Genomic DNA, 24,041 nt, shown 5'->3' on the forward strand with positions numbered 1-24,041 from the left:
GCCTGCGATATTTTCGTCTCCTTTGTGCTGATCACCCCCCTCCCGCCCCTCCCCTCCCCCGCGCTGATGCTCGGACCGCTCGCGGTGCGGCCTGCCTTCAAGAATCTCGGCATCGGCCGCCGGCTGGTGGCAATCGCACTGGAGGCCGCCACCAAGGCCGGCATGCCGGCGGTAATGCTGGTTGGCGACGAGCCCTATTACGGCCCGCTCGGCTTCACGAGGATCCCGCGCGGGCAGATCTCCATGCCACGCCCGGTCGACCTCGACCGGCTTTTGTCGCACGAGATCGTACCAGGCGCCGTGGCCCGGCTGTCGGGCGAGGTCTGCCATGCGGACGTGGCGCGGGTTTCCGATCCCGTCCCGGTCATGGCTTGAGGCTATCCTGCCGGTTGCGCCTGCGCTGCGAGCTTCGTAGCATCATCCAAAATCTGTGGAGGACGCCGCCATGAACCCCAATGGCCAAATTGCGATCGTCACCGGCGGCGGCTCCGGCCTCGGCGAGGCGACAGCCCGAGCACTTGCCGCCAAGGGCGCGCGCGTCGCCATCCTCGATGTCGGCATCGACCGTGCGAAGATGGTGGCGGCCGATATTGGCGGCATTGCCGTCCAGTGCGATGTCAGCAGCAGCGACAGCGGAGTGGCCGCCTTCGCCGAAGTGGCGGAGCGGCTCGGTGAACCGCGCATCCTGGTCAATTGCGCCGGCATCGCCATCGGCGTGAAGACGATCGGCAAGGATGGTCCGCATCCGCTCGAGCAATACCGCAAGGTGATCGAGATCAACCTGATCGGCACCTTCAACATGATCCGCCTCTTCGCCGACCGGGCGGCGAAGCTCGAGCCGCTGCAAGGCGGCGAGCGTGGCGTCATCGTCAACACCGCTTCCGTCGCGGCCTATGACGGTCAGATCGGCCAGGCGGCCTATTCCGCATCCAAGGGCGGCGTCGTCGGCATGACGCTGCCGGTGGCCCGCGACCTTGCGCGTTCCGGCATCCGCGTCAGCACGATTGCACCCGGCATCTTCAGGACGCCGATGATGGCCGGCATGCCGCAGGAGGTGCAGGATTCGCTGGGTGCCGCCGTGCCCTTCCCGTCTCGTCTGGGCGAGCCTTCCGAATACGCAGCACTCGCGCTCCATATCGTCGAGAACCAGATGCTGAACGGCGAGACCATCCGTCTCGACGGCGCCATCCGCATGGCGCCGAAATAGCCAGCCATGAGCACTCCCGTACCGGCCAGGAGCGGCCCGCTCAGCGGTCTGGTCGTGATCGAGATGGCCGGCCTCGGCCCGGTGCCGCTGGCTGGCCTGATGCTGTCCGAGATGGGCGCCGAGGTGGTGCGCATCGAACGGGCGGGCTCCGGCCAGCCTCTGATGGCGCGGCCGGAAGAATACGACCTCGACCGCCATGGCCGCTCCATCCTGAGCGTCGACCTGAGGCGCCCCGAAGGCGCAGAACTGTTGCTCAGCCTTGTCGAAAAGGCCGACATGCTGATCGAAGGGTTTCGTCCCGGCGTCATGGAACGGCTCGGCCTCGGGCCTGATCCGGTGCTGGCATGCAACCCGGCGCTGATCTACGGCCGCATGACCGGCTTCGGCCAGGATGGGCCGCTCGCCGGCCGCGCCGGCCACGACATCACCTATCTTGCCTATTCCGGCGTGCTGCACGCCATCGGCAGCGAGGAAGGCAGACCAGTGCCGCCGCTCAACCTCGTCGCCGACTATGGTGGCGGTGCCATGATGCTGATTGCCGGCGTGCTGGCCGCGCTGTTCCAGCGCTCGCGCTCCGGCAAGGGCCAGGTCATCGACGCGGCAATGGTCGAGGGCGCCTCGATGCTGGCGGCGCCAGTCCATGCCCTGATGGCGGCCGGCCTTTGGCGGGATGCACGCGGCGTAAACCTGCTCGATTCCGGCGCGCCCTTCTACGACACTTACGAGACGGAGGACGGACGCCATGTCGCCGTTGGCTGCCTTGAACCCCGCTTCTTCGCCGAATTCGCCAGGCTGCTGCCACTCGACGAGCACTTTGTGCGCGGCCAGTTCGACAAGGCGTTATGGCCGGAGATGCGTGCCACCATCGCCGCTCGGGTCAAGCGGAAGACGCGCGACGACTGGGCCGCCCTGTTTGCGGATACCGACGCCTGCGTCGCGCCGGTGCTATCGCTGCAGGAAGCCAAAAACCATCCGCACAATCATGCCCGCAGCGCCTTTGTAAAAGCAGGCAGGCTCGATCGCCCTGCCCCAGCGCCGCGCTTCTCGCAAACGCCGTCAACGCTTGCCACAAAGCCGGACGAACACGATCTCCAGCCGGTGATGGTGCTGAGGCGTTTCGGTTTTGCGCAAGGCGAGGTCGAAGCCCTTGTCAAATCAGGCGTGATCGGTTGATAAGTGGAGAAGGAAAATCAACTTATGACGGTGAACACTTTTGGTTGATCGGAACAAGGACGTCATCCGCGAGACGGACGCCGAAGCGATCCGGCTGGCAAGGACGCTGATCCGCAGCGCACGTTTCAGCGCACTGGCTGTCATCGAGCCCACGACCGGATCGCCATTGGCGAGCAGGGTCGGCGTCGCCACCGACGTTGACGGCGCGCCGCTAATCCTGGTGTCGATGCTGTCCGCGCATACAGGTGCCATCCTCGCCGACCCGCGCTGCTCGCTGCTAGTCGGCGAACCGGGCAAGGGCGATCCGCTGGCGCATCCGCGTGTCACCCTGGTCTGCCGGGCGCGGCGGCTCGAGCGTGGATCGGACGAGCATGCCCACGCAGAGCGGCGCTATCTCAACCGCAATCCCAAGGCACGGCTCTATGCCGGGCTAGGTGACTTCTCGATCTTCCGGCTCGAGCCCGAGCGCGCCAGCCTCAATGGCGGCTTCGGCAAGGCCTACCTGCTCGATCGTAGCGACCTGGTCACCACCGGGCCGGTCGTCGACGAGTTGGCTGCCGGCGAACAATCGGCTCTCGACCACATGAATGCCGACCACCTCGACGCGATCGCCATCTATGCGCATCACTATGCCAAGGCCGATGGCGATGGCTGGATTGCCACCGGCTTCGACGCCGACGGCATGGACCTGGCCTCGGGCGACGCCATATGCCGGGTCTTCTTCCCCGAACCGCTGAAGACGGCCCGCGATTTGCGGCCGGTCCTGGTCGATATGGCCAAGGCCGGACGCGCAGCCGGCTATTCACAAGATCGATAGTTAATTGCCTTGAATCAAAAGCAAGTCTTGAGATTTGGAAGAAATGTTCTACCCTCGCACATGACGCTGATTCAGCAGCGTGCATCCACACGTGAATTTATGGAATCTGACGCTATTGCCCCCATAGCGTCAGGATGAGCTCAAAAACATGGGGCATCGATGATCTCGAGCAAGCTACTCGCCAACGCCGAATCAGCAGCCACGTTCCTCACGCTTATGGGCAACGAGAAACGGTTGCTGATCATGAGCTACCTGATGGACGGTGAAATGTCGGTCGGCGCCATCGCCGACAAGATCCAGTTGAGCCAATCCGCCCTGTCGCAGCATCTGGCCAAGCTTCGGGCGCTCGATCTTGTCGAGACCCGCCGCGACCGGCAGATGATCTACTATGCCTGCAAGTCCGAAGCCGCGCGCGAGCTGCTTCGCATGCTGGACGGCATTTTCGGCGACGGCGACTTGTCGCAGATGGCCCATCGCCTGCGCCGCGCCGGGGCTTGACCGGCAGGTCCGATCGTTCCTTATCTCGCTGACGACTTTTCGAGCGGCGTGCGTCCATCTGGGCGCACGCCGCTCTCCATGTCATATCCGCGCATCGCTTTCCGAAAATCCACATTCGGATCGATGCGAGCAGGCCGAGGCAATGCATGGACCTGATCCACATTGATGATCCGCAAGACCCGCGTGTCGCTGCCTATCTCGACATACGCGAGCGCGACCTTGTTGGCCGGCACGGCCGTTTCGTTGCCGAAGGCAAGGTGGTGCTCGAAATCCTGCTGTCGGCCGGCCGCTTTGCCGCCGAATCGGTTCTGGTTCTCGAGAACCGGCTGGCCGGTCTCGACGAGACCTTGCGCAAGGCGCCGGCGGACCTTCCGGTCTATATCGCCAGCGGCGAGATCATCGACCGGATCGCCGGATTTCACATGCACCGCGGCATATTGGCGATCGGCAGCAGGGGCGCCTCGCAGCCGGCCGAGGCCTTGCTGGAGGCCCTGCCTGCCAATGCGCTGGTCGTCGTTTTGGTCGGCATCGCCAATCATGACAATATGGGTTCGATCTTCCGCAACGCCGCCGCCTTTGGCGCCGGTGCAGTGCTGCTCGATGCGACCTGTTGCGATCCGCTGTACCGCAAGGCAATCCGCGTCTCGGTCGGCGCGGCGCTGAAGGTTCCCTTCGCCTCCTTCGACGATACCAGCGGCTTCATCGCCATGCTCGACCGGCTGGGCTTCAGCCAGGTCGCGCTGTCGCCTCGCGGCGATGCCGACATTCGTGATGCAAGGAGGCCGGCCAGGCTGGCGCTCTATCTCGGCACCGAAGGCGAAGGCTTGCCCGAAAACCTGCTCGCCCGCCTGAAAACGGTGCGGATCGATATGGCGCAAGGCTTCGACAGCCTGAACGTCGCCGCCGCCTCAGCCATCGCCCTGCATCATTTTTCGCGTTGCTGATCGCATAAACCCGTCATCGACAACGCGCGTCGTGCCTGTCTCGCTCGGCGCGCGGCCCCCAACTTTCAGGTCGGTGAATCCGCCTTCTGCAGCGCCCGCACGCGGTCTGCAAGACTGCGGTGGCCGGATCTTGTATCCGAGGGTGCCGCCAATGCCTTGGCGATCGGCGAATCGGGCCCTTCGAGCTTGGCCGTCAGGTGGACGACCTCCGCCGCCAGTTCATTCATCTGCTCGCGCAATGCGGCGCTGCCATTCGTAGGGCTGGACGCAGCCAGCGCGCCGAGATCCGCCTTGAGACGCTTGTTCTCGCGGGCCAGCGTCGTCAGCCGCGCCTCCAGCCGCTCACGGTCGCCATCGAGCTTGGCGATCGCCTTTTCGATGTCGTCGCTCCTGACGGCAGTCAGGCTGTCGCCTCCGCCGGCAAGCAGCGCCGCCGGAGCGTTTGCCTCGGCCTCGCCCTTCGATCGTTCGCGCAGCCGCGCCATTTCCTTCTCGCGGCGGTCGAGCTTCTCCTCACGATCGGCAAGCGTGGCGAGCAGGCGCTCGACCTTCTTGTCGAGCTCGACGGTTCTCTTCTTCTCCACCTTCAAGGCCTCGCGCGCGGCCTTGCTTTCGGCCGCGGTTTCCTGATTGCGCCGGTCCGCCTCCTTGCGCTGGCTGCGCAGCACGGCGATGTCGTTGGCAAGGCTCTCCAATTCGGATTCGCGCGCCACCAGTTCGATCTGGCGGTTGCTGGAGGAGAAGCTGGCGTCGTCATACATATGCTCCAGCTTTTCGAGCTCGAGCGCGCGCTTCTCCAGCATGCGCTCGCTCTGCGCGAGCTTGTCCGAAAGGTGCTGCAACTGCTCCTCGCGCTGATGAAGCTCTTGGGTCCTGGCCTCCAGTTCGGAAAGCGCCTGCTGCTTGTCCTTCCGCTCGACCGCCAGCCCCTTGAGGGCCTCGCGCCCGCGACCAATCTCGACCAGCTGTTCGGCCGCCTTCTCCCGCAATGCCTTGACGCTCATCTCCAGCCGGCGCGCCGACATCGCGAACTCGGCCCTGATCCGGTCCTTGTCGGCCTGGATTTCGACCGGCGTCAACGGCATGGACGCCTCGAATCGCCTGCGCGTCAGCGCTACGGCCCGCCGCCAGATGGCCGGAGCGACCAGCAGCGCCAGAAAGCCGGCGCAGAGAAAGCCGAGGGCGAAAAACAGGATCGACTGGATCAAGGTGACTATCCGCTATGATGGCAACAACCGCCAAAGCTCGACTTTGCCATCTTCGCATGACGGAAATCCAGCGCCGCGGCAAGAGTGTGCCGCGGCCACGTTCAGCCTGCGACCTCACAAAATCCCCCGATGGCACGATCGCGAGCGGAACGCATGCTGAGATTCAGGTCAGGCCGGCCTCACCTGAATATCAATATGCCCGCTCAGAACGGGTTCCAGGTCGGCCGCTGCGTGAGCTTCAGATAGCCGAGATTGATGCCAAGCCTGGCGCCGACGCCGGTGCGGATCGGCACCAGCAGCACCCTGTTGTTCTGCAGCACGTTGAAGCCGACGCCCGCCACCACATAGGCCGAACCGGCGACGCCGCCGAAGCGGTTGTAGAGGCTGTTCACATCATCGAGATTGTAGACCAGCATCATCACGCGCGAGCCTTCGCCGCCAAAATCCCAGCCGAGCGACGGACCTTGCCAGAACACCTTATGGTCGCCAGCGTTCTTGGTGTAGAGCGTTCCCTCGCCATAGGTCAGGCCGCCGATCAGCGCACCGGAGCCCTCTTCGCCAAGCAGATAGCCGTTGGGCAGACCATAGGAAGCGAAAATCTTCTCGACGACGGTGGCAAGGCCGCCCGACGTAGCGCCGAAGAATTTATGGCCGGAATCGACGATCTCCTGAGCGGTGTATTCCTGGGCCCGCAGCGCGGAGGTCGAAAAGACGAGAACGCCCATCAGGGCAATCGTCATTGAGATGACTCGGAAAAAACTCCGGTCGTAGAATCGGGAAAACATGCTTCCAATCTCCGTCAGGGAGCACTTTCGCCGACGCCTCGCACCCATGTGGCTCTTGGCGGCCACTAGGGGTAACTGTCACAGGCAAACTATGCCGTAATCCTTTTTCAACCATTAAGCTTCCACATGAAGATGGCAGTTCGAAGGCTGGCGCTCCTCACACACCGGCTTCGAACCGCCTGCGCAGGCCGGGAATCCTGCGTGAACGCACCATTTTCGCTAACGACAATTTTGGATTTGTTGCCGCACGCACGGGCGCTGTGTATTCAGATGACCTGGGGAGAGAGCGTGATTCGTGTGGGCAGGCGCGACAATTGATCGCTCGGCCATGAGTACGTGGATTTTATCAGGGACTTCGCCCATGGCCGAACTGTTCACCCTTTCAGCACCGGATCTTGCAGCGCTTCTATGCAGCCGGGTCTGTCATGACATCATCTCGCCGGTCGGCGCGATCAACAACGGCCTCGAACTGCTCGATGAGGGCGGCGCCGACGAAGACGCCATGAAGCTGATCCGCCAGAGCGCCAGGAACGCTTCGGCCCGCCTGCAATTTGCCCGCATCGCCTTCGGCGCAGCAGGCTCGGCCGGCATGATGATCGATACCGGAGATGCCGAAGCAGTCGCCATCGCCTTCCTCAAGAACGAAAAGCCGGAACTCTCCTGGAACGGGCCCCGCGCGCTGCTGCCCAAGAACAAGGTCAAACTGCTGCTCAACCTCCTTCTCGTCGCCAACGCTGCCATCCCGCGCGGCGGCAAGCTTGTGGTCACGCTGGAGAATCTCGACACCGAGCCGCGTTTTGCGCTGTCGGCCGCCGGCCCGATGCTGCGCGTGCCGCCGAAATTCCTGGAGCTTCATTCCGGCCACAAGCCCGAGGAGCCGATCGACGCCCATTCGGTGCAGCCATATTACACGCTGCTGCTGGCGCGGGAGGCCAACATGACGATCTCGATCCACGCGACCGCCGAGGAGATCGTGCTGTCGGCGGCCTGAACCCCTTCGCCAGTCGGCAAGAACAGCTAAAGTATTTATTTCTGCTAATATTTGTTAATTCGGCGATAATTCAGGCAGAGCAAGTTTTGCCGGCTTGGTCTCGCGGCATTCACGACGAAAAAGACGCGCGGCGTATCTTTGCAAAAACTTTACCTAACGGCTTTTCGGCTTCTTTACCAGATTGCTCTAGTATGCCTCGTGGTTGCCCGCAGATTGCCGGTTCGCCAGATGGCTGAGAGGACCCGGAAATGAAACGCTGCCTGTTCGTCGACGATTCGAGCGTCATCAGGAAGGTTGCAAAGCGCATCCTTGGCGGCTCCGATTTGACCGTGATCGAAGCGGCCACGGGGCTCGACGCGATCGAGATGTGCGCCGCCGACATGCCCGATGTCATCGTCATCGACGGCGCCTTGCCGGATGTGCAGGCCGTGGACCTCATCCGCCGCATCCGCGCCATCGAGAGCGTGGTCAAGCCGCAGATCCTGGTTTCGCTCGTGGAGGTCGACGTCGCCTCGATCATGAAGGCAAAGCGCGCCGGCGCTCAGGGTTATCTGCTGAAGCCGTTCAACCGACCGCAATTGCTCGAGCGTTTCCGTGCCCTGAAAATCGCCGCCTGATTCGCCAGCATCGGATAGCGGGCGGCTTCAACGCCCAGCATGCAAAAACCCGGCCGAAGCCGGGTTTTTTGTTGGAAAATCAAACGAAGGTCTTTGCTCAGGCGCTGACGCGAATGTCTTCCGGTTCGCGCAGCACATAGCCGCGGCCCCAGACCGTCTCGATGTAATTTTGGCCACCGGACGCGGCGTCAAGCTTCTTGCGCAGCTTGCAGATGAAGACGTCGATGATCTTCAGTTCCGGTTCGTCCATGCCGCCATAGAGGTGGTTGAGGAACATTTCCTTGGTCAGCGTGGTGCCCTTGCGCAGCGAGAGCAGCTCCAGCATCTGATATTCCTTGCCGGTCAGGTGAACGCGCTGGCCGCCGACTTCGACGGTCTTCGCGTCGAGATTGACCACCAGGTCGCCTGTGGTGATGACAGACTGGGCATGGCCCTTGGAGCGCCGCACGATGGCATGGATGCGCGCCACCAGCTCGTCCTTGTGGAAAGGCTTGGTCATATAGTCGTCGGCACCGAAGCCGAGGCCGCGCACCTTGTCCTCGATGCCGGCCATGCCGGACAGGATCAGGATCGGCGTCTTCACCTTGGAGAGGCGAAGTGTTCTCAAGACTTCGTAACCCGACATGTCGGGTAGATTGAGATCGAGAAGGATGATGTCGTAGTCGTAGAGCTTTCCGAGATCGACGCCCTCTTCGCCGAGATCGGTCGTGTAAACATTAAAACTTTCGGATTTCAGCATCAATTCGATGCTTTGTGCGGTTGCACTGTCATCTTCAATCAGCAGAACACGCATTTCATTCCCCTTTTCTGCTGCCGGTCCATGTCACGACCCGTCCCGGACCGGAGCAGTGATTGCCTGAACAGAAGGTGCCACCGAATGGTTAACAAAACCTAATTTCGTGCCGATGACGATACCAGATTTTTTAACCCCTTTCTACACCCTCTTGAATCTAATAACGAATCACAGACCCAAACTGCTAATGCACCACATTAATAAGCCAGCCTAAGTGACTCCAGGGACTCGCCGGTTGGCTTTCCGCCGAAAACCGGAATTTTTACCCGGCCTTAAGTCCTCGCCCGTATGATTAACAATGCCCGTAAACGAATGGTTACCAACGGCAAAAAACTTTAGGAGTTTGTTTCCCATAGTTCGGGGAAAGCCGGGGGAAACGGGTGACGCCTGGGCCTTTCCAGGCGGTTTGGACGATATGTGCGGGTGTGCGTTTCCGGGAGTACCGAATCATGAAGTCACGTGAAAACCTCGTTCGGCTGAAGCAGTTTCAGGTGAATGAGAAGCGGCGGCAGCTGCTGCAGCTCGACATGATGATCGCCGAGTTCGAACGGATGGCTGTCGAACTGGAGCTTCAGATCACCGCTGAAGAGAAGAAGGCCGGCATCACCGACATCAACCATTTTGCCTATCCGACCTTCGCCAAGGCGGCACGCTTGCGCCGCGACAACCTCAGAAATTCTCAAAGCGACCTCGCCCAGCAGCGAAGCATTGCCGAATCATTACTCGGCGAAGCTGAAGCGGAGCTTTCCAAGGCGGAGATGCTCGAATCGCGCGACACCAAGATCCGCGATGCCGAACTGGGTGGCCGCAGCGCCATGATCGGCTGAAAAACAGGCCAATCGGCGTTCCCGGAACGCCATCGAAGCTGCCGCGGCCGGAACCTGACCAGGCTGATGCCGGCCTCAGCCCCGCGCCACAGAATCCTCTTGAGATTCCATCGATGCCCGCGCGCGGGCATCCTTGATGTCGGGCACATGCTGCTCCGACCAGGACCGTATCTGATTGAGCAGTCCCGCCAGGTTCTGACCGAGTTCGGTCAGCTCGTATTCGACCCGCGGCGGAATGACCGGAAAGATCTCGCGCCGCACGATGCCGTCGCGTTCGAGGATGCGCAGCGTCTGCGTCAGCATCTTCGGCGTGATGCCTTCGAGCTTGCGCGCCAGTTCGCCATTGCGCAGCCGGCCGCGGCGCAAGGCGCAAACGACCAGATAGACCCATTTGTTGGCCAGCGTCTCGAGCACGGTGTGCGATGGACACGACCGCCGGAAGGCGTCGTAACCGAACGAGGAGTTGTCTTCACTATCCATGAGGTACCTATATATAGAAAAGGTACATACTAGACTAGAGAATATTACTATCCAAATGATAGTGGCACCAACCAGCAGGAGATTTCCATGCGTGCCATTATCCAGAACTCCGTCGGCGGACCCGACGTCCTCGTCATCGCCGATCGGCCCGCCCCCTCGCCAAAGGCCGGCGAGGTGCTTGTCCGCGTCAAGGCGGCAGGCATCAACCCCGTCGATGGCGCCGTTCGTGCCGGCTATTTCCCGCTGCTTGGCGAACCGCCCTTCATCCTCGGCTGGGACATCTCGGGAACCATCGAGGCACTAGGCCCTGACGTGACCGGCCTCAAGATCGGCGACGCGGTGTTCGGCATGCCGCGCTTTCCCAGGCAAGCGGCCGCCTATGCCGAACTGGCGGTCGCGCCAGTGGACGAAATCGCGCCGAAGCCTGAAGGCATCGACCACGTTCAAGCAGCCGCGCTACCGCTGGCCGGCCTGACGGCATGGCAGGGCCTCATTCGCCATGGCCGCCTGAAACAGGGCCAGCGCGTGCTGATCCACGCGGCGGCCGGCGGTGTCGGTCATCTGGCGGTGCAGATCGCCAAGGCGCGCGGCGCCTATGTCATCGCCACGGCCAGCCCGGAAAAGCTCGACTTCGTCCGCTCGCTCGGCGCCGATGAGGTCATCGACTACACCACGGGCGATTTCACCAGCAAGGCCAGCGATATCGACCTAGTGCTGGACCCGATCGGCGGCGACCATGCGCAACGCTCACTGAAGGTACTGAGGGACGGCGGCGTTCTGGTGTCGCTGCTCGATGTCAGTGACGCCACCAAAGCAGACGCCGGCGCCCGCAATATCCGTGTCGAGCGCATGTCCGTCGTGCCCGATCGCGACGGCCTTGCCGAGCTTGGCGGACTGATCGATGCGAAAGAGCTCGCCGTCCACGTGGCAAAGGCTCTGCCGCTGGAAGAAGCCGGTGCCGCCCATGCCTTTCTCGCCACCAGGCCGATCGGCAAGGTGGTGCTGACGGTCTGAGGTACAGGGCTCGTTCCAGCAAAACAAAAGGGCGCGGCATTGCCGCGCCCTCTATCTTTGACCCGGCCTTGTCTAGTGCCGGTATTGCTGGATGCGCGTCGTGCGCAGCCCGGCAAGGCCGTATTCATCGATCGACGCCTGCCAGGACAGGAATTCCTCGGTGGTGAGCTTGTAGCGCTGACATGCCTCTTCAAGACTCAAAAGGCCGCCGCGTACCGCAGCCACCACTTCCGCCTTGCGCCGAATAACCCAGCGCCGTGTGTTCGTCGGCGGCAGATCGGCAATCGTGAGAGGGCTGCCGTCAGGCCCGATAACATATTTGACTCGCGGTCTAACTAGATCGGTCATCGTACTCTCTACAAAAAACTCAAAGACCCAATCCCCGCCACAGTACCGCCACAGCTTTAAAAATTGCCTAAGCGAACCCTAATAGCTAGGTAAGGATCATGAACGCCGCGTTAGTCTTTTCGTCGGCATTTGAAATATCGGCCATCGGACGCTGGATTCGCAGGCAAAAATCGCTTGGGCGCGAGATGCTGGCGCCACCCAGGTGCTTGACCTATATTCCGGCCATTGGCATTCAGGCGCCACGCAGAACGAAAGAACCATGAACAGCCTCGACCTTCCAGGACGTCCCGAAACCACCCGTGTCGTTGTCGCGATGTCGGGCGGCGTCGATTCATCGGTCGTTGCGGGCCTGTTGAAACGCGAAGGCTATGACGTCGTCGGCGTCACACTGCAGCTCTACGACCATGGCGCGGCAACACACCGGGCCGGTTCCTGCTGCGCCGGCCAGGACATCGACGATGCCCGCCGCGTCTCCGAGACGCTCGGCATTCCCCACTACGTGCTCGACTACGAGGAGCGCTTCCGCAAGGCGGTCATCGACCCCTTCGCCGACTCTTATGTCGCCGGCGAGACGCCGATCCCTTGCGTGTCTTGCAATCAGACGGTGAAGTTCGCCGACCTTTTGGCGACCGCCAAGGAACTTGGCGCCGACGCACTGGCCACCGGTCATTACATTCGCTCCAGCGCCAACGGCGCGCACCGCGCACTCTTCCGGCCGGTCGACGCCGACCGCGACCAGAGCTACTTCCTGTTCGCCACCACGCAGGCGCAGATCGACTATCTGCGCTTCCCGCTCGGCGGGCTTTCCAAGCCCGAGGTTCGCACCATTGCCGAGGAGATGGGGCTGACGGTCGCCGCCAAGCAGGACAGCCAGGACATCTGCTTCGTGCCGCAAGGCAAATATTCCGACATCATCGCCAAGTTGAAGCCGGCTGCCGCCAACCCTGGCGACATCGTCCATATCGACGGCCGCGTGCTCGGCCGCCATGAAGGCATCTTGCGCTACACGATCGGCCAGCGCCGCGGCATCGGCATCGCCTCGGGCGAGCCGCTCTATGTCGTGCATCTCGATGCCGACCGGGCGCGCGTCGTCGTCGGCCCGCGCGAGGCGCTGGAGACGCACAAGATCTATCTGCGCAACATGAACTGGCTGGGCGATGGGCCGCTGTCCGACGTGCCCGCCAGCGGCCTCGAGCTGTTCGCCAAGGTCCGCTCGACGCGTCCGCCGCGCCCGGCCGTGCTGCATCACCGCGACGGCGTCACCTCGGTGGAGCTGGTCGACGGCGAGTCCGGCATCGCGCCCGGCCAGGCCTGCGTGCTCTATTCTGACGACGGCAACGAGGCGCGCGTGTTCGGCGGCGGCTTCATCGAGCGCTCCGAGCGCGGCGCCGAGGCCGAGGCCATGCTGAGCCGGCTCGCCGCCCGCCCGGCACATATCCCCGCCGAATAAGGGCGGCTTTTTCTCTCAGAGACTGTTTCGAAACTCGCTCTGGCGAGCCATATGGCGGTGGTTTCGAGAACCGGAGCGCAGCGGACATTTGGGTCCGTGAGCACCGGAAGCGCAGAAAACGCCATCAGGTGACCGCCGGAGTAGAGTTTCCAAACGGTCTCTCAGGAACTGGATTTGCTGTGGGTGATGGTGCCCGCCGTCAGGATGCGCAGAACCCTGATCGCTTCCTCGCCGCTGGTGCGCGGTTCGGCCCGCGTCTCGATGCACTGGATGAAATGCGCTAGCTCCCGGGTCAGCGGCATGCCTTCGCCGACCGCCACATAGGACGGCTCGTTGGCGGTGAAGGCCCACTGGCCGCTGTCCTGCCACACCGCGTGGCGGTAGACGGCAAGCTTGCGCTCCCACGGCTCGACATCGTCGAACACCGCCATCGCCTTGGTGCCGACCACGGTCAGCCGCCGCTCGCGATAGGGATTGAGGCGTGAGGCGAAGAGATGGCCGCGCAGGCCGTTGGGGAAGCGCATGTGCAGATGCGCGAAGTCGCTGAGATTGTCGAGGAGTGCGGCACCCTCGCCCCTGACCTCGATCGGCTCGGTGCCGGTGATCGCCAGGATCATCGACAGATCGTGCGGCGCCAGATCCCACAGCGCGTCGTTTTCGGTATGGAACTTGCCGAGCCCGAGGCGATGCGAGTGGATGTAGCGGACTTCGCCGAGCTCGCCCTTGTCGATCAGCGCCTTCAGCGTCTCGAAGGCCGGATGGAAGCGCAGCACATGGCCAACCATGAAGACGCGGCCATTGTCCTTCGCCGCCTGCACCGCGCGCTCGGCATCGTCAACCGTCAGCGCGATCGGCTTCTCCACTAGCACGTCCTTGCCGCCCTCGACGGCGCGCACCGCCATGTCGGCGTGGAACTGCGGCGGCAGCGCCATGACGATGGCGTCGATGTCGTCGCGAGCGAACAACTGCTCCGGCTCGATCGCCAGGCAATCCTGCTCGCTGGCAAAGCCTTCCGCGCGGGCGCGGTTGTCGTCCGAAACCGCGTGCAAAGCGCCCAGCGCCTTGAGGGTGCGGATGTGGTTGCTGCCCCAGTATCCGCAACCGAGGACTGCAATGCGCGGCTTCATTGTTTTCAAACTCTAAAAATCGTGGCCGAGACATAGCGACGTGCCCGGTCGAACTCAACCCCGCACGCCTTTTCGATTGCCTGCCCGGCAAAGCTTTTCGATGGCGAGATTATGCCGGCACGCGGGCTGCTTCGAAGCTTGACAGGCTTGCCCTCCCAACCTTATATCCGCGCGACCTTGGTGAACGCCTCGACATGCCTTGCAATTTAAGGCCGATTTCGAGCCTTTCGCCGCCCTGGCGGGGTAGCTCAGTTGGTTAGAGCACGGGAATCATAATCCTGGGGTCGGGGGTTCAAGTCCCTCTCCCGCTACCAAATTTCTCACAATTAAATCAGTCGCTTAGGTGCCAAAGAAATGCACCTGGCCGGCTGATTTCATGTCGCGCCATGTTGCAACTGGCTACCGTTGATTTCCAACGGTTTCCTGCGAGTATCGGCAGGTCCATGCGACATGGAATGCGACATAGGTTGGGAGGGGTTGCTGCGTACCATTGACCCGCAAGAATCATCCTCAGCGTGCCGCCTAAGATCGAGTCCTATTCTAGCGACAAAGAGGTTTGGCTGGCCAAAGCCGTCGCTTTGGTGGAGGCAGTCGGCAACCTCCCCGAGAACGTCAAAATCGCAGAAGTTGCAGTGAATTATCGCGACTATGCGCATATTTATGGGCCGAGTATTTGGGGTATTCTCCAGCGCTCGCTGGCCCGTGCTGAGTTGGCCGCACCCGCATCCTCTGCCGGAGCCTTCTTGCCGGTCGGCAGCGCAATGGACGCCATGACGGCTATCGGAAAGGTCTTAAAGGAAGCGCGATCTAATGTTCTGATCGTTGATCCATATATGGACCATATAATTTTGACCGATTTCGCACCGATGATTTCGGAAGGGATCAAGATCGAGTTGCTGTCTGACACTGCTCATCTGCAGGCCACGCTAGCGCCTGCGGTAATTCGGTGGGCATCTAAGTACGGCCTAACGCGTCCCATAGAGGCGAGGAAAACCGGCCCCCGCGCCCTGCACGACCGACTTATTGTCGTAGATGGGAGCAAGGTCTGGAGAGTCAGCCAATCCTTCAAGGATTTAGCTGGAAGGTCACCTGCAATGATAGCGCTGGTGCCGGCTGACGTTGCGGCACTTAAGATTCCCGCCTATGCCGACATTTGGACGGCTGCCACTTCGCTATAGGAAAAGCCCGCCACCAGAGGCAGCGGGCTTAATGGGTCGGAACCGGACCCATTATCGTTCAGGCGGCAGCCAAGCGCTTGCCGGCCTCGATCTGTGTCCGATGGTACTGTTCCACCGCCTCCGTGTTGCGGTCGGCCATATCGCGCGCGATGGCTGAGAGCGCACTTATGCGCATGGAAGCTGGCGATGCCGTATCAGATGCGTCGAGCGCCATGTCGGCGAGGACGTGCAACAGCGTGGCGAGGTGATCGAGATCGATCGTGATGTCATCCAGATCGGTTGCCGTCGTCATAGCGTCACCAGCACTTCCTGCGATTTCAGGTTTTCAGGCCACGTTACGGTTTCGCTGAAGTTGTCGGGCTCCGGCGCGTCCCCTGCATCGAACTCGCCATCATAGAACGTGACGTCGGCTCTGGCGTCGGCCAATGCTGCCTCTTGGTTCGTCCCGGCCGACCAGCCCAAAGAAGGCTCGTGCTCGTCGCCGCTGTCCTCGAAGTCGCTGAAATCGCCTTCGCGGTCGTCGTTGTCGCCCTGTTGTGGGCGACCGTCTGGCCAGCCGAGATAGGGCTCGTCGTCGGCGGTGTCCTCCAGATCGCAATCGGCTTCCATGAGGTCGAGCGCCGTTATCAAGCTCATAGCACGGTCAAGCAGGTCATTCAGGCGCTTCTCGACCGACTGGCGGCACTGGCGCGGGTCCATTCCCTTCGGCATTCCTAGAGGCTGTAGGACGGGTGTGCGGGCGTTCATGATGACACCCGCGAGATCATCACAAGACCGACCGGATGGTCGATCCAGACACGATATTCCGATCCGCCATCGATCAATGACATTTGCGGTAGCGATGAAGGCGGCGTCTCGCTCGATCTGCAGCGCCGCTGCGGCCATCTGGACTGCAGCATCTCCCAGGATGGGGCGGAACCTTTGTAGTTTGGCAGCAGGCATAGCTTCGCCGGCTGCCGGAACACGGGTGTTCGGCATTGTGGTTGCTCCTTGAGCATGTTTAGTAACAGGGTTACTATAGCTTCAGGATTCGATTCACATCAAGCTAAAAAGTAACAGGGTTACTAAATGAACGCGGCGCAGTGCAAAATGGCGAGGGCGGCAATTGGTCTCGGCGTGAGAGAATTGGCGGTGAAAGCCGACGTGTCACCCAACACAATTGCTCGTCTTGAGCGCGGCGAGGCAATGCGGGAAAGCACGGTCGAAGCAATCCGCCGCGCCCTCGAAGCGGCCGGCGTGGAGTTCATCGCCGAGAATGGCGGGGGCGCCGGGGTAAGGCTCAAGAAATGACCCCAACAGCGCAGTGCAACAGGAAGGGATAGGGGCTTTTGCCGCAGCTATCGCGACCATCATGGCAGACTGTTGGCACAAACCGCCTTAAAGGCTAGGCGTGAAAGTCCTGTGCCGTACAATTGCCGGCGCTGGCTACGTCCTATTTCTGGTCATGCTCGTCTGGGGTGTCACCAGTGAAGCTTTGATGTACACCTCCAAGATACCGCTGGCGGCGGCGCCGTCCGGACAGAGCCGGGGGCGCGGGACCTAGATTTGGAAATCACGGGCGGGGAGAGTATAATTTATCGCCGGGTGGATGGCCAAAGGGAGGAATGGGCATGCACGCAATCGTAAGAACCTATTCTGGCAAGGGAGCGAAAGAGCTTTTCGACGTGCTGGAGAAGCGCAAGACGGAAGTTGAGAGCCTCATACGGTCGGTGAAGGGATTTGTGAGTTACTCGCTCATCCGCACGGCAGATGGCGGCATTTCCGTTACGGTCTGCACTAACAAGGCCGGCACGGATGAAAGCCTCCAGAAAGCGAGAGACTGGATCAAGGAGAACGCGTCTAACACTGGCGTCGGCGCACCCGCAGTCTCTGAGGGTTCGATCGTTCTGCAATTGAAGTAGCGCTACTAGCCTGGAGCCGAGACCCTGAAGAACGAAGAACTGTGTGGTCGAAGTGAGTGCTACGGCTGACACGCCGTCGTTCTAGGGCTCGCGCGCTCATGCTGAGACAAGCTGGCCGGCCGCCTTAGGTTCCTTCCTCGAAGTCCTGTCGCATGGCGTAGCGTGTGCTCGCCGCGAAGGAACTTAACCCGGCCGGTGATGCCTGGCTTGACCCATTCGACATCATCGGCAAAGGCGCTCGGCACCCGCTGCGTTGGCTTGGACGCCCTGGCCTCCTGCACACGCTCCGTCGCTTCGAGACCATGCCCTCCAGGCCCATCTGCTCAACAGCTTCGAAGAACGCGGCGCCATTGCCGGCGCATCTGGGCCGAACCGGTCGCGGAGCTTCACAGGGTCGAGCGGCTTGCTATGGTTCGACACGCATGGCAAGGGCGTAGCCATCATAAAGGGAAGCCTTGACGAGAAACCTCGGTGGCGTCGTTGACGGCAACTACACGAGCCCCTGACCTTTGTTCACTGGCCGCCGGCCACAGTCGCTAGAATTGTACTAATTGAACATCTCTTTGATTAACGCCGGCAGCGCTATCTTCTGCCCGGGTTGCTCATGTGGGCAAAGGACCATGCATGGTCGGGGTTGGGTCAGAGATCAGCGGCTCGCCGAAGCCGTGAAATTGCGGAAGCAGATCGCTTCGCTGCAATGCGAACTAACCGAAAAAGCGTCTTGTGCTGTCGGAATGTTCAAGATGGCCCAGCTTGGTCAACAATTGCGTTGGCACAAGTTTCGCCTGGAGCTTCTCGAAGATTGTCTAGCCGGGCTGTCGGAGGGGCGCGCCATGACTTCGAAAGACTGCCTGGCTGACGAACCGCAGGGGAATGGCGCTATTTCACCGGCCCTGTCCCGTTCCATCTCATGAAGGCCGCATCCGTGCCGTGCTAGGGAAAGCAGCGGGCCTACCAACAAGGCTTGGCCGGAATGGGGGTGGGGCACAAGGGAGAAGGACGCGAATTTTTGTTCCCACGGCGCTGAGGCGTTTTTCTTCTACTGAAATTCCCTGTGAAATGGAACGCGACGCTTATCCAGCCCAAGCCGCACCTGTTCGGCTTGGGCGAAGTCTGTGGCATTTTCCCGAGAAAGGAAGCGCTTGACGCTTACCACGCCGTCTTCGATGACCCGCACATAATGCCTATTTCCAAGTTCCTCGATCTCGACCGAAGTCTTCCACGGTTGCGTGTTGTTCATCAAATTGCCCCCTTTGATGGTCGCTGAACGTCATCACCGGGGAAATGTTCCAATGCCTTTAGGCCCCTGTGGCTAGGGCACTCAGTCGTAATTGAGCCGCTTCTAATGTGCCTGTAGCTTCATCGGCGCGGGGGCTTCATTACCAAGTCCCGCAATGGCCGGTGCGGTGCAAATAAACCAGCAACGAGCATGCCCAAACCGCACCGGCCATTCCCTACGGTTTGGTAGGGTCATGCTATCTTTTAGCCCCGATGGATTTAGACCCTCAGTCTTAGTTGAGCAGTTTCTAATATGCCCGTACCTTGGGCATTGCGGGATCCCCCCATACCCCACCCGCAAAGGCCGGTCACCCCCCGAAGGTTACCCGCCACACCGGTCGCCCCTAGCGATGTTCGGGGAGCCGAGCCTTTGCGCCAAAAGCCTGCCTAGCTCGTCGACGGGGTGCTCTCGAAAGTCGGTTTCCAGTCGCGGTTGCGCGCCCGCTGCTGGCCTTCGTAATCGGGAACGCATGTGAAGAACACTGGGCTGCGGTGGCGGCCCTCGGCCTTGCATTTTGAGCAGCCAAAACGCCCGACGAGATCCTGATGCATCGACCCGTGATCCGGTCCGAGTCTGTCGATCAATGCCTGGATATCAAGCTTGGTCGATTTGCAGCACATCGGATGCCCGCAGTTGACATAGAGGGTTTCGCGGGCGGCCAGCGTGTCGGCGAGGGTCTTTTGGGGCATGGCGATCTCCGTTGAAGGGTTCGCCGCAACGGAGGATTTAAGGGCAGAAATTTCAGAATGACTTAGGCGGCACGTACAGGCAGATCGTAATGTCAGGGTTGCCAGATGGTTTCTGACGATGCCGGCCTACTTTTTGGGCATGGCACCAATGGAAACGCATGTCGTGTGACTGACGCACCCTGCCGTCCGCGTAAGGTAGCAACTCGCCGGACGGCACCTTGAAGCCCTTGATTGTTTCCTGAACGGTGCCATTTGCGATCGGCTCGCAATGCTCGTCCTCGCAGCACTGTTTTTCATACCAGATGCTATCATGTGCCGATGCCAACGGCATTCCGAAAGCGCAGGCGGCGGCGATGATAGCGCCCAACCCGGATGCGCCACAGCGCCCGCTCCATGGCCAGATCATGATTTACATTAGGCTTGTCTGATATGATGGCGCAAGCTAGGCAGTGTTCTGCTGATACCGAATGGCGTTGGCCGGTTAGCGCCTCTTCACCTTCGGCGTGATCTCCTCGATTCCGTAAAAAATGAATGGCCCGCTGCCGGGCTAAAGCAGCGGGCCTATCAAGGCTTGGCCGGAAAGGGGTATGGGGCACAAGGGCATCCGGCCAGCATTGCAACGAGGATGACGAACATTCGTTCCAACGCCGTTCGCGCATTGGCTGCCTAGGCGCCGTGGCCCTGCTGATTCCTGTGAGGCCGCCCAAAACAGCCCTTGATCTGAGATTTGCGATGTAGGACCATAATCCTATGTGGGGCGATTTCTATAACGGAGGTCGCTATGGTCAGGCGCAATCATCCCAAGCATCTATCGGGTCAGGAGTTGGAGCAGTTCCTACAGGCAGCGGAAGGGCTGCATAAGGCCCTCGTCGGCCCACTGATTTCGCCTAGCTGCGACCACTACCGCTCGATGCAGACGCTACATGAGGCGCTTTTGAAGACGGTGCGGGAAGTGACCGGCAAGGAGGTGACGTTCATCCAATGGAGCGGAACGGGTCCGGTGAGGTAGGGACACCCTATCATTTTGGCTTAGTTGTGCGCGCGCCACAACGCACCGATAAATGAAACAGGGTTGGGGAGTAGCGCGCCGGCATGCCGATCTCTGTTCGCTGTTCCGATCGGCAGCCGGCGTCCATTTTTGCAAGCAGCGATGCAGGACCGGCCTATAACTCGCTAGCCGGCGAAGCTACCCGTTTCCCGGTTAGGCCGGCGGCCGAACCCCGCCCCCAGCCCCCGGCCGCTGGGCCGCTGGGCCGCTGGAAGCAGCTATACGGCAATTCAGTCGGCTTGAAGGGCAAATGCCGGTCATATAAGGCAGGCAATGAGATGGATGGCGTGACAGGGGCCGTCGCGATTTCAGAATCACTGACATGGTTTCGGCCCGAAATAACAATCTAAGCGTCAACTCGGCGAGCTTCTCGCGCTTCACAAGCGTGGGCTTTTGGTAGCTCTTTTTCATTGCCACGTCCCTGCGTTTGTTTGAAAGCCCGCCACCCATTTCGGTGCGGCGGGCCCTCAGCCGAAGCTCTTAGTTCAGTCGTAGACTTTGATGACCGTACGGGTGTCCGGATCCACGACGACTGTGCGGTTGTCGATCACGGTGTAGCGGTATTTCACATTGGGGACTTCACGAAGCTCGACCGTATCGGGGAGCGCCGTACCGACGTTGAGCTCCACACCAGGAAGCTTCACGGACGCCAGAGGCTGTTTCTTCACATATTCCTTGATGACCGTTTCCTGTTCCGGTTGGATGACCACAGTGTCGGCTGCGGCCGCACCGATGCCGGCAAGCAGCACAAACCCTGCAGCAGCTGCGGTAAGATGCATTCTCATAGTTTTCTCCTATGTTGGGTTGCGAGCCAAAACTTGGGCTGGTTACGTCAGCAAGAGGCCAGCCAAAAGAACGGTAAGGGCAAGCGAAGCGGGGACAGCAAGAAGCCATCCCGCCTCCATAACGCTGTTAACTCGATCGTCCATTGCCTTGCTTCTCATGCCGACTTCACTGGTGCACACGGCCACAATGGGTTCGTTCCCCAGATGGGCCATGGTCCGATAGGGCGCCGGACCGAAGTCCAAGCCTCAAAGGCAGAGGACCGGGTGGGGCAACCAAGGCGTTGACTACACATTGGTATCGGGCTGCCGAGCAACGTCCTTCATCGGTGGCAAATCGAGTGCTCGCTGTCACCTCCCGGCGGCGACGGGCACTTGATGCGGCTGGGCTAGCAATCGGGTTGAAGGGTGGTCCGAAGAAATAACGACGTCCTCCATCGACGTGTCGCTTCTACTCGAAGCGACACACTAAGACAGCCCGGTGCACCCACGCCGGTCGGCATCGGTGGACGCTAGTTCGCCGGAGATCACTCCTCCCTGACATCCTGCACCGTAGCATGGCGCAACTTCGGCTCGCCGCGAAGATATCTGACGCGGGCAGTGATACCGGGCTTTAGCCATTCCGCCTTTGAGATGGCTTTCGGCAGTCCCGGTGGCGGCGCCCGTCCCTTGCGCACTCGGTGCCATAGACGCTCGCGCATCTCGCTGGTGAGGGCGACCGTGGCCGAGCCGGCATATTTCCCGCCGCGCGCCATGATGCCCTGCGGCGGCTTGCCGGGCTCTCGCTTGATGCCCAGCAGTTCGAAGTCGCCGATTTCCCAACACTTGGTCTTCACCCAGATGTCGGACGGACCGCTGTGGTACGGGCTGCCGCGTCGCTTCGACACCATGCCCTCCAGGCCCATCTTGTCGACAGCGGCATAGAACTCGGCGCCATCACCTTCGACGTGTTGGCTATATTGGATGATGCCATCGGCAGGCTTCACGAGATCCCAAAGCATCGCCTTGCGCTCGATCGCAGGCAGCGATCGCAAATCCCAACCGTCAAGGTGGAGGATGTCGAAGGCCACAAAGGCGAGCAACTCCGCGTTCCAGGCCATGCGTGAGTGCATCTGATGGAAATTAGGCCTGCCGTCCGGATCAGGCGCTATCATTTCGCCATCGAGGATGAACGATTTGGCCGGCAGCTTTTCGGCCGCGCCGATCACTGGCCAGAAACGCTTCGACCAATCGTGCCCGTTCTTGGTGAAGGCACGGGCGCCGGCCCAGTCGAGAATGAGTTGGACGCGGAATCCGTCGAATTTGATTTCGTGCAGCCAGTCGTCGCTAACCGGCGGCTCGAGCACCAGGACCGGTTCGAGCGGCTTGATGAACTTCAACCGGGCTTCGCCGGCCCCGTTACGCATCGGAACTCCCACGCAACTCGAATTTGATTCAATATCGCAGAGCAGTTTCCTTAGCTGTCGCTGGGCTGCTAGCGCGCGTTTGCCACCGGCCTATATTAGGAGCACATTATAGACGGGACTTTGGGCGCTAAATGTGCCACCCTGATCGGAGAGGGTCCGACATGGAGAGGTTCTTCTTGGCAAGCCCGTTGGCCGCGATGCTGATAGCGTCGGCCGGAGAATGTAGCTCTGAGGACAAGCTACCTTACAAGTCAATCTCCGAAGAAGCAGTCAGAACGGCCAGCGACGGATATATTCCGACATTCTGAGGCAAGCATGCATGCACGGGCGTCGATATCCACGGAGCCAGATCGAGCATGGCTTCAAAAGGCACTTTGAGGAAATGAGACTGACGATCGTCGATGATGGGTACACCATCATTCCTAATGTGACTGAGAACAACTCACTCTGGACTCTTTCGGAGATGGCATTTGACGCCAAACGGCGGCGTGGCATCCCGCGCCAATTCGGCTGTTTTGAAGCATACTGGCTCGATGACAATCCGGATTGGTAACCCGCGATAGGCAGCCGGCGCGCGCGCCGCAGGGAAGCCCGCCAGCGCGCGTTCTTTGACGTCTGGCGCCGATGTGCCCCTGGCTACCAGCCCAAGTGAATTATCTGGGAAAGATCGGCGATGTCGCCATAGATCATCGAACCTTTGACGAGAAAACACTTGCCACCCAGGACCTCGAAGAGTGGGCTTGACGCAGTGCAAACCGGCGGGACCTTACGGTCCTTGGCTTCGGCATAGCCGACGCTGATCGCGAGGATAACGATAGCACAGAGAGTCGTTTTGCTCATATCTAACCCCTAAAAGCCAGTTGGCTTTTTGGGCCGCAAAACCGGGTTGCCGTCCCTTTAAGGTAGCATCGGGCCACATGAGCTTCATTCTATCGATTGGAGACACGGGCTCATCTATTTGCCGTAGGCGCAAAAGACGGTGAACCCCGCCAGCGAGCTGGCGTCACTACCGGCTGGCATCCGTGGGGCTGTATGGGCCGGCGCCAAGGCACCGCATGAGGCTGAAGTCGGCGTAGCTGGCGCCGGTTACGAACTGCGAATGAGCTTCTTGACGTGTTGACGGTCTTCCGGCGACCACTGGTCCGGGTCTTCCCCATGAGCGACCTTGCCGTGAAGTTCGACGTGCTTCATCACTTCGGCTTCGGTCTCTGCCGTGAAAGAGCCCGGGCAGGCTTCATTTCCGGGGTAGTCCTTGCACCGATATGTGTAGGCCATGGCTCATTCCTCCCTTCGGCAGAATAGCACGAAATGGCCGGAATTCAGAGCGGCCAGCCTTTTGGAAGGGCGGAGATCCTAGTGGTCAGAATCTGACGTTTGGTACCGGATTCGGAAGTCCCTCAAGGTGGGGAGTGGCCGTTGCCATTTAGCCCGCTGGGGCGTGTCAGCCTTCGATCTGCCGACCGCTCAACGCGTTCAACT

At 60.9% G+C, this 24,041-nt stretch carries 31 protein-coding genes and 1 tRNA gene; 17 read left to right on the forward strand and 15 right to left on the reverse strand.

All coding sequences use genetic code 11. From position 1 onward, the window contains the following. The 6 genes from ACFX5Q_RS18935 to ACFX5Q_RS18960 form a co-directional block, all read left to right on the forward strand. Nucleotides 1-375: GNAT family N-acetyltransferase (locus ACFX5Q_RS18935; RefSeq protein ID WP_404280502.1), on the forward strand; the 375-nt coding region annotated here is incomplete at its 5' end. A gap of 70 nt (nucleotides 376-445) precedes the next feature. Further along, nucleotides 446-1,207 (forward strand): 3-hydroxyacyl-CoA dehydrogenase, encoded by a 762-nt coding sequence (locus tag ACFX5Q_RS18940; RefSeq protein ID WP_404280503.1) that lies wholly within the window; start codon nucleotides 446-448, stop codon nucleotides 1,205-1,207. A 6-nt stretch (nucleotides 1,208-1,213) separates the two neighbouring features. Continuing rightward, nucleotides 1,214-2,380: a CaiB/BaiF CoA transferase family protein gene (locus tag ACFX5Q_RS18945; protein ID WP_404280504.1), complete on the forward strand. Its 1,167-nt coding sequence runs from the start codon at nucleotides 1,214-1,216 to the stop codon at nucleotides 2,378-2,380. Nucleotides 2,381-2,420: 40 nt separating this feature from the next. Then, nucleotides 2,421-3,197, forward strand: a complete 777-nt coding sequence (locus ACFX5Q_RS18950) for a HugZ family protein (RefSeq protein WP_404280505.1) — start codon at nucleotides 2,421-2,423, stop codon at nucleotides 3,195-3,197. 159 nt (nucleotides 3,198-3,356) lie between these two features. Further along, entirely contained in the window at nucleotides 3,357-3,695 is a 339-nt protein-coding gene (locus ACFX5Q_RS18955; RefSeq protein ID WP_192177992.1) for a helix-turn-helix transcriptional regulator, read from the forward strand. 146 nt (nucleotides 3,696-3,841) lie between these two features. After that, nucleotides 3,842-4,639, forward strand: a complete 798-nt coding sequence (locus ACFX5Q_RS18960) for a TrmH family RNA methyltransferase (RefSeq protein WP_404280506.1) — start codon at nucleotides 3,842-3,844, stop codon at nucleotides 4,637-4,639. Between the two features lie 65 nt (nucleotides 4,640-4,704). Here ACFX5Q_RS18960 and ACFX5Q_RS18965 read toward each other — a convergent pair whose 3' ends face one another. Both ACFX5Q_RS18965 and ACFX5Q_RS18970 read right to left on the reverse strand, forming a co-directional pair. Beyond that, on the reverse strand, nucleotides 4,705-5,847 hold the full coding sequence (locus tag ACFX5Q_RS18965) for a hypothetical protein (protein WP_404280507.1): 1,143 nt from the start codon (nucleotides 5,845-5,847) through the stop codon (nucleotides 4,705-4,707). Nucleotides 5,848-6,050: 203 nt separating this feature from the next. Beyond that, nucleotides 6,051-6,632 (reverse strand): DUF1134 domain-containing protein, encoded by a 582-nt coding sequence (locus ACFX5Q_RS18970; protein WP_404280508.1) that lies wholly within the window; start codon nucleotides 6,630-6,632, stop codon nucleotides 6,051-6,053. Nucleotides 6,633-6,993: 361 nt separating this feature from the next. Between ACFX5Q_RS18970 and chpT the strand changes: the two genes are divergently transcribed. Together chpT and ACFX5Q_RS18980 are read left to right on the forward strand one after the other, a co-directional pair. Then, on the forward strand, nucleotides 6,994-7,623 hold the full coding sequence (gene chpT, locus ACFX5Q_RS18975) for a histidine phosphotransferase ChpT (protein ID WP_120014775.1): 630 nt from the start codon (nucleotides 6,994-6,996) through the stop codon (nucleotides 7,621-7,623). 248 nt (nucleotides 7,624-7,871) lie between these two features. Beyond that, nucleotides 7,872-8,240, forward strand: a complete 369-nt coding sequence (locus tag ACFX5Q_RS18980; protein WP_404280509.1) for a PleD family two-component system response regulator — start codon at nucleotides 7,872-7,874, stop codon at nucleotides 8,238-8,240. A gap of 97 nt (nucleotides 8,241-8,337) precedes the next feature. Here the strand turns inward: ACFX5Q_RS18980 and ctrA are convergent, their stop codons facing one another. Then, nucleotides 8,338-9,033 carry a response regulator transcription factor CtrA gene (gene ctrA / locus ACFX5Q_RS18985; protein ID WP_006203583.1) on the reverse strand — a complete coding sequence of 232 codons (696 nt, stop codon included), beginning with the start codon at nucleotides 9,031-9,033 and terminating at the stop codon, nucleotides 8,338-8,340. Between the two features lie 449 nt (nucleotides 9,034-9,482). Here ctrA and ACFX5Q_RS18990 point away from each other — a divergent pair, with 449 nt between their 5' ends. Next, nucleotides 9,483-9,860 (forward strand): flagellar export protein FliJ, encoded by a 378-nt coding sequence (locus tag ACFX5Q_RS18990; RefSeq protein ID WP_120014776.1) that lies wholly within the window; start codon nucleotides 9,483-9,485, stop codon nucleotides 9,858-9,860. A 75-nt stretch (nucleotides 9,861-9,935) separates the two neighbouring features. Here the strand turns inward: ACFX5Q_RS18990 and ACFX5Q_RS18995 are convergent, their stop codons facing one another. After that, nucleotides 9,936-10,340 (reverse strand): winged helix-turn-helix transcriptional regulator, encoded by a 405-nt coding sequence (locus ACFX5Q_RS18995; protein ID WP_404280513.1) that lies wholly within the window; start codon nucleotides 10,338-10,340, stop codon nucleotides 9,936-9,938. Nucleotides 10,341-10,427: 87 nt separating this feature from the next. Here ACFX5Q_RS18995 and ACFX5Q_RS19000 point away from each other — a divergent pair, with 87 nt between their 5' ends. Beyond that, nucleotides 10,428-11,354: an NADP-dependent oxidoreductase gene (locus ACFX5Q_RS19000; RefSeq protein WP_404280514.1), complete on the forward strand. Its 927-nt coding sequence runs from the start codon at nucleotides 10,428-10,430 to the stop codon at nucleotides 11,352-11,354. 72 nt (nucleotides 11,355-11,426) lie between these two features. On the opposite strand, the gene ACFX5Q_RS19005 is transcribed toward ACFX5Q_RS19000, so the two are convergent. Then, nucleotides 11,427-11,702 carry a DUF1153 domain-containing protein gene (locus ACFX5Q_RS19005; protein ID WP_006203587.1) on the reverse strand — a complete coding sequence of 92 codons (276 nt, stop codon included), beginning with the start codon at nucleotides 11,700-11,702 and terminating at the stop codon, nucleotides 11,427-11,429. Between the two features lie 259 nt (nucleotides 11,703-11,961). Between ACFX5Q_RS19005 and mnmA the strand changes: the two genes are divergently transcribed. Then, on the forward strand, nucleotides 11,962-13,152 hold the full coding sequence (mnmA, locus tag ACFX5Q_RS19010) for a tRNA 2-thiouridine(34) synthase MnmA (RefSeq protein WP_404280515.1): 1,191 nt from the start codon (nucleotides 11,962-11,964) through the stop codon (nucleotides 13,150-13,152). Nucleotides 13,153-13,313: 161 nt separating this feature from the next. On the opposite strand, the gene ACFX5Q_RS19015 is transcribed toward mnmA, so the two are convergent. After that, nucleotides 13,314-14,279, reverse strand: a complete 966-nt coding sequence (locus ACFX5Q_RS19015) for a Gfo/Idh/MocA family protein (RefSeq protein WP_404280516.1) — start codon at nucleotides 14,277-14,279, stop codon at nucleotides 13,314-13,316. Between the two features lie 237 nt (nucleotides 14,280-14,516). Between ACFX5Q_RS19015 and ACFX5Q_RS19020 the strand changes: the two genes are divergently transcribed. Both ACFX5Q_RS19020 and ACFX5Q_RS19025 read left to right on the forward strand, forming a co-directional pair. Beyond that, nucleotides 14,517-14,593: transfer RNA gene (locus tag ACFX5Q_RS19020), tRNA-Met, on the forward strand. 201 nt (nucleotides 14,594-14,794) lie between these two features. Next, a complete protein-coding gene (locus tag ACFX5Q_RS19025; RefSeq protein ID WP_404280517.1) occupies nucleotides 14,795-15,457 on the forward strand; it encodes a phosphatidylserine/phosphatidylglycerophosphate/cardiolipin synthase family protein in 663 nt (220 codons plus the stop codon). A 58-nt stretch (nucleotides 15,458-15,515) separates the two neighbouring features. On the opposite strand, the gene ACFX5Q_RS19030 is transcribed toward ACFX5Q_RS19025, so the two are convergent. Continuing rightward, nucleotides 15,516-15,749, reverse strand: coding sequence for a hypothetical protein (locus ACFX5Q_RS19030; protein WP_404280518.1), 234 nt, complete (start codon nucleotides 15,747-15,749; stop codon nucleotides 15,516-15,518). After that, nucleotides 15,746-16,435 (reverse strand): hypothetical protein, encoded by a 690-nt coding sequence (locus ACFX5Q_RS19035; RefSeq protein ID WP_404280519.1) that lies wholly within the window; start codon nucleotides 16,433-16,435, stop codon nucleotides 15,746-15,748. The genes ACFX5Q_RS19030 and ACFX5Q_RS19035 overlap by 4 nt, the downstream gene beginning before the upstream one ends. Before the next feature lie 90 nt (nucleotides 16,436-16,525). On the opposite strand from ACFX5Q_RS19035, the gene ACFX5Q_RS19040 reads away from it, so the two are divergent. The 3 genes from ACFX5Q_RS19040 (at nucleotide 16,526) to ACFX5Q_RS19050 (ending at nucleotide 18,272) form a co-directional block, all read left to right on the forward strand. Beyond that, entirely contained in the window at nucleotides 16,526-16,747 is a 222-nt protein-coding gene (locus tag ACFX5Q_RS19040; protein WP_404280521.1) for a multiprotein-bridging factor 1 family protein, read from the forward strand. 320 nt (nucleotides 16,748-17,067) lie between these two features. Then, the gene (locus ACFX5Q_RS19045) at nucleotides 17,068-17,358 is read left to right on the forward strand and encodes a hypothetical protein (RefSeq protein WP_192178824.1); all 291 of its coding nucleotides are present in this window, start codon (nucleotides 17,068-17,070) and stop codon (nucleotides 17,356-17,358) included. Nucleotides 17,359-18,029: 671 nt separating this feature from the next. Then, on the forward strand, nucleotides 18,030-18,272 hold the full coding sequence (locus ACFX5Q_RS19050; protein ID WP_404280522.1) for a hypothetical protein: 243 nt from the start codon (nucleotides 18,030-18,032) through the stop codon (nucleotides 18,270-18,272). 125 nt (nucleotides 18,273-18,397) lie between these two features. Here the strand turns inward: ACFX5Q_RS19050 and ACFX5Q_RS19055 are convergent, their stop codons facing one another. From ACFX5Q_RS19055 to ACFX5Q_RS19065, 3 genes are all read right to left on the reverse strand, one after another. Further along, a complete protein-coding gene (locus ACFX5Q_RS19055) occupies nucleotides 18,398-18,598 on the reverse strand; it encodes a hypothetical protein (protein WP_404280523.1) in 201 nt (66 codons plus the stop codon). A 425-nt stretch (nucleotides 18,599-19,023) separates the two neighbouring features. Then, on the reverse strand, nucleotides 19,024-19,326 hold the full coding sequence (locus tag ACFX5Q_RS19060; RefSeq protein ID WP_404280524.1) for a hypothetical protein: 303 nt from the start codon (nucleotides 19,324-19,326) through the stop codon (nucleotides 19,024-19,026). Nucleotides 19,327-19,378: 52 nt separating this feature from the next. Continuing rightward, nucleotides 19,379-19,693, reverse strand: coding sequence for a hypothetical protein (locus ACFX5Q_RS19065; protein WP_404280525.1), 315 nt, complete (start codon nucleotides 19,691-19,693; stop codon nucleotides 19,379-19,381). Nucleotides 19,694-20,107: 414 nt separating this feature from the next. On the opposite strand from ACFX5Q_RS19065, the gene ACFX5Q_RS19070 reads away from it, so the two are divergent. Beyond that, complete coding sequence (locus ACFX5Q_RS19070; protein ID WP_404280526.1) at nucleotides 20,108-20,335, forward strand: hypothetical protein; 228 nt, start codon at nucleotides 20,108-20,110, stop codon at nucleotides 20,333-20,335. Nucleotides 20,336-20,859: 524 nt separating this feature from the next. Here ACFX5Q_RS19070 and ACFX5Q_RS19075 read toward each other — a convergent pair. The 4 genes from ACFX5Q_RS19075 to ACFX5Q_RS19090 form a co-directional block, all read right to left on the reverse strand. Further along, a complete protein-coding gene (locus tag ACFX5Q_RS19075) occupies nucleotides 20,860-21,159 on the reverse strand; it encodes a DUF1236 domain-containing protein (RefSeq protein ID WP_404280527.1) in 300 nt (99 codons plus the stop codon). 524 nt (nucleotides 21,160-21,683) lie between these two features. Next, nucleotides 21,684-22,562 (reverse strand): DNA ligase, encoded by an 879-nt coding sequence (locus ACFX5Q_RS19080; protein WP_404280528.1) that lies wholly within the window; start codon nucleotides 22,560-22,562, stop codon nucleotides 21,684-21,686. Nucleotides 22,563-23,198: 636 nt separating this feature from the next. Next, nucleotides 23,199-23,402, reverse strand: coding sequence for a hypothetical protein (locus tag ACFX5Q_RS19085; protein ID WP_404280529.1), 204 nt, complete (start codon nucleotides 23,400-23,402; stop codon nucleotides 23,199-23,201). Nucleotides 23,403-23,648: 246 nt separating this feature from the next. After that, nucleotides 23,649-23,837 (reverse strand): DUF1059 domain-containing protein, encoded by a 189-nt coding sequence (locus ACFX5Q_RS19090; protein WP_404280530.1) that lies wholly within the window; start codon nucleotides 23,835-23,837, stop codon nucleotides 23,649-23,651. Nucleotides 23,838-24,041 lie beyond the last annotated feature (204 nt).

It is taken from the genome of Mesorhizobium sp. IMUNJ 23033 (assembly GCF_044778005.1).
GTDB lineage: Bacteria > Pseudomonadota > Alphaproteobacteria > Rhizobiales > Rhizobiaceae > Mesorhizobium > Mesorhizobium amorphae_A.